Source organism: Nitratidesulfovibrio liaohensis, from assembly GCF_011682075.1.
Taxonomy (GTDB): Bacteria; Desulfobacterota; Desulfovibrionia; order Desulfovibrionales; family Desulfovibrionaceae; genus Cupidesulfovibrio; species Cupidesulfovibrio liaohensis.
The window spans coordinates 1-10,310 of record NZ_VSMK01000012.1 but is presented as its reverse complement, the minus strand read 5'-3'; the positions used below and the strand labels follow the sequence as shown (position 1 = coordinate 10,310).

Sequence of the window (10,310 nt, the reverse complement as noted above, 5' to 3'; positions counted from 1 at the left end):
CCGCGCCGCGGCGGCGCGGGGTGCGGGGCTGTGCGTCACGCCGGAGCTGGCCATCTGCGGGTACCCGCCACGCGATCTGCTGCTGCGGAGCGACTTCGTGCCGGGCTGTCGCAAGGCGCTGGAGGCGCTGGCGTTGCGGCTGAAGGATGCGCCGCCGGTGCTGGTGGGCGCTCCGGTGCCCAACCCCACGCCGGTGGGCAACCGGCTGCACAACGCGGCGGTGCTGCTGCACGAGGGCACGGTAACGGTGGCCACGCGCAAGGTGCTGCTGCCCACGTACGATGTGTTCGACGAGCGCCGGTACTTCGAGCCGGGGGTGAACTGCGGCGCGGTGACGGTGGCGGGCTGGCGGCTGGGCGTCACGGTGTGCGAGGACATCTGGAACGACAAGACCTTCTGGCAGGAACACCGCCAGTACGAGACCGATCCGGTGGCGGACCTTGGGCTGGCGGGGGTGGACGCCATCATCAACCTGTCGGCCTCGCCGTTCACGCTGGGCAAGCAGGCGGTGCGCGAACGCATGCTGTCGCGCGTGGCCTCGCGTTACCGGGTGCCGGTGCTGTACGCCAACCAGGTGGGCGGCAACGACGATTTACTGTTCGCGGGCAAGAGCGTGGCCTTTGACGCGGTGGGGCATCTCATCGCGCGCGGGCGACCGTTCGAGGAAGACACGGTGCTGGTGGACGTTGCGGCGGGCACGGGCGCCATCTGCCCGGACCCGGCGGAGCCGGAGGCGCAGGTGTGGCACGCGCTGGTCATGGGCACGCGCGACTATGCCCGCAAGTGCGGGTTCACCGGCGCGGTGCTGGGCCTTTCCGGCGGGGTGGATTCGGCGCTGGTGGCGGCTGTGGCGGCAGAGGCGCTGGGGCCGGAAAACGTGCGGGTGCTGCTGATGCCTTCGCCCCATTCCAGCGAAGGCAGCGTGACCGACGCGCTGGCTGTGGCCCGCAATCTGGGCCTGTCCGCGGACGCAGTGCACACGGTGCCCATCGGCCCGATGATGGAGGGCTTCGACGCGGCGCTGGCCCCGGTGTTCGGCGCGTTGGGCCGCACGGTGCGCGACGTGACCGAAGAAAACATCCAGTCACGCATCCGGGGCAACCTGCTCATGGCCGTGTCCAACAAGTCGGGCGCGGTGCTGCTGACCACCGGCAACAAGTCGGAACTGGCCGTGGGCTACTGCACCATCTACGGCGACATGGCCGGGGGCCTTGCGGTCATTGCCGACGTGCCCAAGACGCTGGTGTACCGGGTGTGCCGCTGGCGCAACGCACAGGCCGGATACGACCTGATCCCCACGGCCATTCTGGACAAGGCCCCCTCGGCGGAACTGCGGCCCGACCAGAAGGACACCGACAGCCTGCCACCCTACGACGTGCTGGACGCCATTCTGGAGTGCTGCGTGGTGCACCACATGGACCGCAACGCCGTGGTGGCCGAAGGTTTCGACCCCGCCGTGGTGGACAACGTGCTGCGGCTGGTGCGCATTTCCGAATTCAAGCGGCGGCAGGCCGCCCCCGGCCTGAAGGTGACCGACCGCGCCTTCGGCACCGGCTGGCGCATGCCCGTGGCGAGCCGGTTGGTGTTGCTCTAGGAGAACCGGGGGAAGGGGAGAACCCCTATCGCCTCCCCCAAAAATGTTTCACAAGAGTAGTGTCAAACGGTTTGGCTGCCTTTTGACGGCCTGTTGGCGCTATGAGGTTTTTTGTTCTCTGCCAAGGAAGAATGGTTTTTTTATGGAGGGAGTGCGGCAGCCGTTATGCGAGTCTTCGAGCATTACGGATGGCGACCGCAGCGCGTCCGCGTGGTATTCGACCGGAATAAAAAAACATTCTGACGCAGGCAGAGGGCAAAAGGACCATAGCGCCAACAGGCCTTAATTCTCCAGCCGCACCCGTTGCTCATAGTACGCGGCCCCGTCGCCCATGTCGGTGGCCAGCGGGGCGATGATGGCATTGGGTGAACGGCCATGGGCCAGCCAGCCGCCGCGCGGCATGATGACGGTGCGGGGGTGGATGCCGGGCCTAGTCTGCACCTGCACGGGCATGCGGCCATGCGGCGAGACGACGAACACGGGGCGGTCCAGGTCCAGCGCGGACAGGGCGTGGCATTCCGGCGCCACCTGCACGGTGATGGGTGCGCCGTCGTCGGGCTGTCGACCGGGCAAGCCCACCTGCGAGTTCACGTAGTCCGGGGCCAGCAGGGTCAGCAGGTGCAAGGGGTAGTCGCCCGTCGAAGCGCCATCCTGTACGGTCGCGGCTGCGCCATCCAGGTGCAGGGCCTCGGGCAGGCGGTACAGCTCGTCGGGGTGGGCAAAGCGCAGGCCTTCCCACGCCACGGAAGGCCGCTTGGCCTTGGTCCAGCCGGTGGCCTTCAGTTCTTCAAGCGATACTTCAAGGTGAGGTGAGCGCAGGGCCTGCCGCAGCACATCCTCCCGGTCCGGGAAGGGAATGGGCCGGGCCAGCCGTTCAGCCACGCCGCGCGCTATGTCGAAGTCGTGGCGTACCTCGCCGGGCATGGGGCAGGCGGGCGCGGCATAGGCGATGTAGTTGTGGTAGGCAGACCCGAAGATTTCTTCGCGCTCCAGCACCAGCGCGCAGGGCAGCACCACGTCGGCCCGGCTGGCTGTGTCGGTCAGGAAGGCTTCCACCACCACGGTGAAGTCGATGGCTTCCACGGCTCGGGCCAGGGCCGGGGCGTCGGGCGATTGGTTCACCGGGTTGAAGGCGTCCACCCACAGGAAGCGCACCTGGGGGTCGGCCTGTGTCAGTTCCTGCGCCATGTGCGACAGCAGGAAGGTGCGGGCGGGCGTGCCCGCCTTCCTGCTCCACGAAAGGTCCAGGCTGCGGCCGGATGAAATGCCGTAGTACGCGCCCCCACCGGAAACGCCCATGTTGCCGGACAGCATGACCAGCGCGTTGATGTAGCGCACGCTTTCGCCGCCGCGCAGGTAGCGTTGCAGCCCCCAACCCAGCAGACTGGCCGTGGGGCCGCCGTTGCCTGCCTCGCGGCGCATCCACCGGCACAGGGTGTCCAGATCCGCCGGGGCGGCGTCGCAGGCGGACAGCAGGTCCGCCTCGCTGGTTGCCAGCAGCATTTCCCGAAATTGCCCGAAGCCGCGCGTGCGCCCGCTGATGGCCGGGGGCACGGCATCATCGACCAGCAGGCGGCGGATGGCGGCGGCGGCCAGAAAACGGTCGCTGCCGGGGCGGATGCGGATGCGCACATCCGTGAAGGCGTCGTTGTCGTCGCCGCCGGGCGAGATGGTCAGCACCGGCACGCCGCGCTTGCGGGCGTCGCGCACCATCAGGCCCAGATGCAGCGATGAACGGGCCAGATCCTTGCCCCAGTTGACGATGGCGGCGGCGTTGGCCAGGTCGTCGCTGTCGTTGTGGTCCGGCGCGCCGAAGTCGGCCTCGCAGGCGGCATCGCCCGCGCCGTCGCACAAGGATCCGCGCTTGCGGGCCGCACCCAGGCTGTTGAAAAGATAATTGCTGGCTTCCGCCAGCGCCCCCCGGTAGCCGAACCCGCGCAGGTGCAGGATGGATTCCGGCGTGTCACGCAGGGCGTCCAGCTTCGACGCGCACAGGGCCAGCGCCTCGTCCCAAGTGGCCGGGTGCAGTGCGCCATCCGCGCCGCGCACCAGCGGAGTGGTGATGCGGTCGGGGCTCAGGCGGCGGGCGGCCAGTGCCCGTCCCTTGACGCAGACCACCCCGCGCGTGAACGGGTGGTCGGGGTTGCCGGAAACACGCACGCCCCCGGCGGGGTCGTCATGCACGGATGCTTCTTCGTCCGGCAGATGGACAACCAGCGAACAGGCCCCGTGACAGTCGAGGGAACAGGCGGAAAGGCGTTGCATGCGAAACTCCGTGGGGAGCGGGTTGGCGAAAGGTCAGGGTGGCTGGCGGCAGCGGCTGTGCACGCATGGTGTGACGTACGCGGCCAGATCGTGGGCCGGTTGTTGCGCGGTCAGGGCGTGACGGATGTTGCGCCCGCCCCGCACAGCCACCGTACACCGCGCCATTGTACATTCCGTGACCGGAATCACGGAAAGACGGCTCGGGCCGTGTCATTGCCTGAATGGGCCTGCCCACCACGAAAAAAGGGCCGGACCCGGTACAACCGGACCCGGCCCCATCCGGTCAGGGAAAGGGAACTGTGACAGCCTTAGTTCTGGTACAGCTTGTCGCCGGAAATGACGGGGATGCCCGCCTCGTTCAGCACTTCGATGGCCTGGTCGGTACGGTCGAAGCGGAAGATGAGCACCGCGTTGGTACCGTTCTGCTGCACGAAGGCGTACATGTATTCCACGTTGACGCCGCGCGTGCTCAGCAGTTGCAGAATGCTGTCGAGACCGCCGGGATGGTCGGGCACTTCCACGGCCACCACCGAAGTGCGGCCCACGGTGAAGCCCTTTTCCTTCAGGGCGGCCTTGGCCTTTTCGTGGTCGTGCACGATCAGGCGCAGGATGCCGAAATCCGAGGTGTCGGCCAGCGACAGGGCGCGGATGTTGATGCCCGCCTCGGCCAGGGTGTGGGTTACCTCGGCCAGGCGCCCGGCCTTGTTCTCGAGAAATACGGAAATCTGTTCCACTTTCATGGCGACAATCCTTTTGCGGGGTGAAGCAGGCCGGTTCGCCCTGCCGTTGCAGTCATTGAAGGTGGATAGCATCCCCGGCGGGCTGTTGACAAGCCGGGGTGCACTGGCCGGGACCGGGTGGACGGCGCGTGCATGCGGGGGCGTGAGGCTGCGCTACGTTGCCAACCAACCTTGCGTTGCTGACCTTATGGCACGGCGCGGTCTGGTCCTTCTCGACCGCTTGCGGAAGCAGCCCCCATGGCTATATTGAACACGCACGCTGCGCGCGCCGCACTTCGCGGCCCGGCGCACGGCAAGCACCGTGGAGCATCGATGTCCAACGCCATGAATTTCGCCTTCATGCGGGAAGAACCCGCACCGCCCAACGGGCGGCGTGTCGCCATCATCGGGGCTGGGCCTTCGGGCCTTGCCGCCGCCGGGTACTTGGGGTGCCTGGGCTATCAGGTAGAGGTCTACGACAAGCTGCCCAAGCCCGGCGGCCTGATGCTGTTCGGCATTCCCGGCCACCGCATCCCGGCGGACCGCATCCAGCGCGGGGTGTTCACCCTGTCGCGCAAGTTCGGCGTCAACTTCCACAACAAGACCAAGATCTGTTGCAGCGCCCCCCTGCACGAGGAAGAGGGCGACCATTTCTCGTGCGACATCCGGGGGCTTGGCGAACTGGTGGAAGACCATGACGCGGTGATCATCTGCAGCGGCGCGTGGAAGTCGCGCAAGCTGGGCATACCCGGCGAGCAGTTGAAGGGCGTCTATTCCGGTCTGGAATTCCTGTTCCCCATTCGCGCGGTGAAGTACGCCACCAGCAACGTTTCCGTGCCGCCAGTGGAAGGGCGCACCGTGGTGGTCATCGGGGCCGGGCATTCGGCCATGGACGTGGCCCACAGTGCGAAAGCCCTGGGGGCAAAGCGCGTGGTCATGGTGTACCGGCGCACCAAGAAGGAAGCCCCGGCGGGCAGCTATGAGGTGGACCGGCTTATCGACGCGGGCTGCGAATGGCTGGAGCGGCGCACCCCGCTGCGCATCGTGGCCGATGAAACCGGCCAGCACGTGGCTGCCATGGAGATGGCCGACGCCAACACCGGCGAGACAGAAGTGCTGCCCGCCGATGTCATTGTCACCTCCATCGGCGAAATTCCCACCCCGCCGTTCCAGAAGGAGCTGGGGCTGGAAAACGTGCGCAAGGGCGAGGTGCGCTGGCTGCACATGACCAGCATAGAGAACGTCTTTGTGGCGGGCGACGTGCTGACAGGCCCCAGCAAGATCGGCAAGGCGGTGTACAGCGGGCTGCGCGCGGCGCGTTCGCTGACCAACTGGCTGGACCTGAAGGCCCAGCACCGCGAAAACGAATACAATTACGACGCCGACGTCATAACGCGCCCCGGCGCCCCCAGCGAGCAGAGGTAGCGCGCCATGTCGGAATGCCACGGCAGGGGCAAGACCCTGCATATCGACTACAGCAAGTGCATCGGCTGCGAAACGTGCGAGGCCGTGTGCGGCTTTCTGTACGACACGCCGCGCATCGCCATGGCCCGTACCAATGACGGCCAGATGATTCCCATCTACTGTCAGCACTGCGAACACGCCCACTGCATGAAGGTGTGCAACCGGGGCGCGCTGATGCGCGACCGCGACGGCGCGGTGGTGCTGCAACCCATGCTTTGCCGGGGCTGCGAGACGCGCAACTGCGTCATTGCCTGCCCCTATGCCGCCTTTTTTGCCACCGACCGGGGCGTGGCCGTGCGCAAGTGCGACCTGTGCGCCGGGCGGCGCGCCGTGGGCCTTGGCCCCGCCTGCGCGGAAATGTGCCCCTGCGGGGCCATCCGCTTTGCCGACCGCGATGAACTGGACGAACTGGAAACGGAGGCCTCGCGCGAGGCCCGCGACCGTGTGCTTGCGCACATCCGGCCCAAGAAATAGCTGGCACGAAAAAACGCGAAAATCCAACGGCGGTGCGACCTTGAAGCAAGGTTGCCCCGCCGTTGCCGTTTTTGCTTGCGTTGTCTTTCTATATCCAGCAGGCCGTTGACATGATGCTTTTGCCATACGGGTAATGTGGTGGGCACGTTGGCGCAGAGCGTAGCCCGTAGGGGATTGCAGGCGATACTTCGACAGGACAGGACGCACGTGGAGGTTGGCGCATGTTGTTCAAGTGGATGACCCTGGTGGCGCTGGCCGTCGGGATTCCCTGCTTCCTCATCGGTGGGTATCTGAACGGACCCGCCGAGCTGAAAATTCTGGATTACCTGCCTCAGGACTTCAAGGACAGCGTCAACCGTAAGGACTACATCGCTGCATTTGCCTACGATCTGTACATTCCTCTGGAAGTGCGCCGTCAGTATTTCATCTCCACCATGCTGATGGGGATTGCGCTGGTCTGTCTGGCCGTTCTGATGTTTCAGATCAACGACATTGCGGCGAAGGTGTTGGCCCCTCTGATGGGAATCGCCGCTGTTGGGTCAATGATCGGCACTACCCGGCGATACCTGAAAAGCACGCGCCTACGCTGACAAGCAGGCGTCTGCGGAAAGGGCGACATTTGGTGACCCGCCGGACGCGCATCTGCGGACGGCACATCTGCCGTGCGCGGCTCCTGTTGCGCAAAAAAGAAGGGGGCCGAAGCCCCCTTTCATTTTTGCAATCTTCAGCGCCGCGCCTACGGCTTCTCGCGCAGATCTATGACGCGCTTGGCCTTGCCCTCGGAACGCTGGATGGAGCGCGGCTCCACCAGGCGCACCTTGGCCGTGACGCCCAGGAATTCCTTGATGGTCTTTTGCAACCGGGCTTCGCGGCGTTGCAGGTTCTTGATCTCGTCCGAGAAGAATTCCTCGGAAACTTCCACCTGCACCTCGATGTTGTCCAGATTGCCATCGCGGGTGACCAGCAACTGGTAGTGGGGGGCCAGCCCCTCGGTTTCCATCAGGATGGATTCGATCTGCGAGGGGAACACGTTCACCCCGCGGATGATCAGCATGTCGTCGCTACGGCCCGTCACGCGGCGCATGCGCACATGGGTGCGGCCACAGGCGCAGGGGGTGTAGTCCAGCGAGGTGATGTCGCGGGTGCGGTAGCGCACCAGCGGGATGCCTTCCTTGGTCAGGGTGGTGATGACCAGTTCGCCCGTTGCGCCGGGGGGCAGGGCCTCGCCGCTTACCGGGTCGATGATTTCCGGCAGGAAGTGGTCTTCGTAGATGTGCATGCCGCACTTGGCTTCCACGCATTCCATGGAAACGCCGGGGCCCATGATTTCGGACAGGCCGTAGATGTTCAGGGCGTCGATGCCGAGCTTGGTCTCGATTTCCGCGCGCATTTCCTCGGTCCACGGCTCCGCGCCGAACACGCCGATGCGCAGGGGCAGTTCGCGCAGGTCGATGCCCGCCTCTTCCGCCGCCTCGTGCAGGTACAGGCTGTACGAGGGGGTACAGCAGATGACCGTGGCGCCGAAGTCGCGCAGCAGCAGCACCTGGCGCTTGGTGGCCCCGCCGGACACGGGAATGACCGTGGCGCCCAGGCGTTCCGCGCCGTAGTGCGCGCCAAGGCCGCCGGTGAACAGGCCGTACCCGTAGGCGTTGTGAATGAGGTCGCGGCGGGTAACCCCGGCGGCGGCCAGGCTGCGGGCCATCAGTTCGGCCCAGTTGTCCAGGTCGCGCTTGGTGTAGCCCACCACGGTGGCCTTGCCGGTGGTGCCGCTGGAGGCGTGCAGCCGCACGATGGTGTCCTTGGGCACCGCAAACAGCCCGAAGGGATAGTTGTTGCGCAGGTCCTGCTTTTCGGTGAAGGGCAGCAGGGTGACGTCGGATAGCCGCTTGATGTCCGCCGGGGTCACCCCCGCCTCTTCGAACCGGCGGCGGTAGTGGGGCACGTTGGCGTAGACGCGCTCGCAGAGGTTCTTCAGCCTGCGCAGTTGCAGCGCTTCCAGCTCCTCGCGCGGAAGCGTCTCGCGGTCGACGTCGAAAATCATGGGGCTCTCCTCTCGGGTTCACCGCAGGCGGTGCCGCGCGGCGCGCTGGCGCGGGCGGCCCGTGCGACACATGTCGGGCAAGGCCAACTTGTGCCCCAACTGCCGGGTGCGGTCAAGGATGCCGGGCCGGTACGGGGTGTGCGTGTTGCAGGGCGGGGCCGTGCGGATGAGGACGCATGCGGGCGGACGCGGGGATGGAGAACGGCGAGGTGGAAGGGGCACCGTCAGAACGCCGCGAATCGCTGCACGGCTTGGCTGCCCCTGCCTGCGCCTGTTGGCCTGGTTTTCTCGCCAACGTCGCTGCCGGGCATGGCAACACGGCTCGCCGAAAGGCCCCGCACACTTGCATTTGCGGAGCGGTAGGGAATGCGGTATATGGTATGTTTGGACAGTGAACGGAGCCCGTCCGCCCGCCCCGTTGCCGTTGTGCCGCCAGCCACGATATTCCGCAGGACATCCGCACCATGACCGTGCCGCATTCTTTCGAGCAATCCCCCGAATTTGCCGCCTTTGCCCAATGCGTGCGCGATGCGCGCACCTGCCGCCGCTTCCGGGAAGACGTGGCCGTGCCCCTGCCCACGCTGCATGCGCTGGTGGACACGGCGCGGGTGTGCCCCAGCGGGGCCAACCGCCAGCCCCTGCGCTATGCCGTGTGCGCCGACGCCGTGCGCAACGGCGGGGTGTTTCCGCACCTGCGCTGGGCCGCCTACCTCAAGGATTGGGGCGGGCCGGTTCACGGCGAGCGCCCGGCGGCGTACATCGCCGTGCTGTGCGACAGAAAGGGGGCGCCCACGCCGGAAATCGACCTTGGCATCGCGGCCCAGACCATCCAGTTGGGTGCGCAGGCGCTGGGTCTTGGCTGCTGCATGATCGGCGCGTTCGACCGTGACGGCGTGCGCGCGGCTCTGGGGCTGGATGCGGCCCCCCATGCCGAACTGGACCTTGTGCTGGTGCTGGCGCTGGGCGTGCCTGCGGAAAACCGCGTGCTGGACACCGTGGGCGCGAATGGCGACATCCGCTACCATCGCGACGCGGACGGTATCCACCACGTGCCCAAGCGCCCATTGGAATCCGTGCTACTGCTGAGCCACGGCGGCAACGCACAGGACAGGAAGTAGCAGCGGCAGCCATGCGCCCCCCAGCCTCCGGACCATGCGGGGCGGGGCAAGCCGCGCGGCCCATGCAACCGCACGACGCATTCACATGACGCCATCGGCGGACCTTCCGCCGCATGCATATGAACATACGGGCCGCGCCGCGCGCGGGCCGGACCACAGGACACCGCATGAAACCCATCGAAAAGAAGTTCAAGGACATCCCCACCGCCGAGAAGGTCGCCACCTTCGTGGGCTGGCTGGAAGAAAAGAAGGGCCACGACGTGCTGGCCCTGGACCTTGCGGGCATGAACGCCTTTGCCGAGTCCATCATCATCGTCACCGCCGGTTCCGTGCGCCACGCGCAGGGTCTGGCCGACCACGTGCTGGGCATGTGCGACGACGAGAAGATCGAATTCCTGCGCATGGAAGGCTACCAGGCCGGGCAGTGGATTCTGCTCGACTGCAACGACGTGATCATCAACGTCTTCCAGCCGCCGGTACGCGAGATGTTCCGGCTGGAAAGCCTGTGGTCCGACGCGCCGGTGCTGCATGACGGACGCGAGCTGGCCCCGCCGGTGGAGGCCGCCACCACCTCGGCAGGCACCCACACCGGCGTGCGCCGCATGGCAGGCAAGGTGGCTGGCGCCCGCGCCGCC

The 10,310-nt window shown here is 66.6% G+C and carries 9 protein-coding genes; 6 read left to right on the top strand and 3 right to left on the bottom strand.

Annotation, left to right across the window (positions count from 1 at the left end):
• A partial coding sequence (locus FVW27_RS00720; RefSeq protein WP_167121854.1) for an NAD+ synthase occupies positions 1-1,594 on the top strand: 1,594 nt, incomplete at its 5' end.
• Between the two features lie 282 nt (positions 1,595-1,876).
• On the opposite strand, the gene FVW27_RS00715 is transcribed toward FVW27_RS00720, so the two are convergent.
• Positions 1,877-3,859 carry a molybdopterin-dependent oxidoreductase gene (locus FVW27_RS00715; protein ID WP_167121852.1) on the bottom strand — a complete coding sequence of 661 codons (1,983 nt, stop codon included), beginning with the start codon at positions 3,857-3,859 and terminating at the stop codon, positions 1,877-1,879.
• Positions 3,860-4,167: 308 nt separating this feature from the next.
• Positions 4,168-4,599, bottom strand: coding sequence for an ACT domain-containing protein (locus tag FVW27_RS00710; RefSeq protein ID WP_167121850.1), 432 nt, complete (start codon positions 4,597-4,599; stop codon positions 4,168-4,170).
• 312 nt (positions 4,600-4,911) lie between these two features.
• On the opposite strand from FVW27_RS00710, the gene FVW27_RS00705 reads away from it, so the two are divergent.
• The 3 genes from FVW27_RS00705 to FVW27_RS00695 all read left to right on the top strand — a co-directional run bounded on the left by FVW27_RS00705 (position 4,912) and on the right by FVW27_RS00695 (position 7,106).
• Positions 4,912-6,003 carry an FAD-dependent oxidoreductase gene (locus tag FVW27_RS00705; RefSeq protein ID WP_167121848.1) on the top strand — a complete coding sequence of 364 codons (1,092 nt, stop codon included), beginning with the start codon at positions 4,912-4,914 and terminating at the stop codon, positions 6,001-6,003.
• A 6-nt stretch (positions 6,004-6,009) separates the two neighbouring features.
• Positions 6,010-6,516, top strand: coding sequence for a 4Fe-4S dicluster domain-containing protein (locus FVW27_RS00700; RefSeq protein WP_167121846.1), 507 nt, complete (start codon positions 6,010-6,012; stop codon positions 6,514-6,516).
• Positions 6,517-6,737: 221 nt separating this feature from the next.
• Positions 6,738-7,106 (top strand): hypothetical protein, encoded by a 369-nt coding sequence (locus FVW27_RS00695; RefSeq protein ID WP_167121845.1) that lies wholly within the window; start codon positions 6,738-6,740, stop codon positions 7,104-7,106.
• Positions 7,107-7,252: 146 nt separating this feature from the next.
• On the opposite strand, the gene FVW27_RS00690 is transcribed toward FVW27_RS00695, so the two are convergent.
• The gene (locus FVW27_RS00690; RefSeq protein ID WP_167121843.1) at positions 7,253-8,557 is read right to left on the bottom strand and encodes a phenylacetate--CoA ligase family protein; all 1,305 of its coding nucleotides are present in this window, start codon (positions 8,555-8,557) and stop codon (positions 7,253-7,255) included.
• 464 nt (positions 8,558-9,021) lie between these two features.
• Between FVW27_RS00690 and FVW27_RS00685 the strand changes: the two genes are divergently transcribed.
• Positions 9,022-9,675, top strand: coding sequence for a nitroreductase family protein (locus tag FVW27_RS00685; protein ID WP_208294547.1), 654 nt, complete (start codon positions 9,022-9,024; stop codon positions 9,673-9,675).
• A gap of 167 nt (positions 9,676-9,842) precedes the next feature.
• A partial coding sequence (rsfS, locus tag FVW27_RS00680; RefSeq protein ID WP_208294546.1) for a ribosome silencing factor occupies positions 9,843-10,310 on the top strand: 468 nt, incomplete at its 3' end.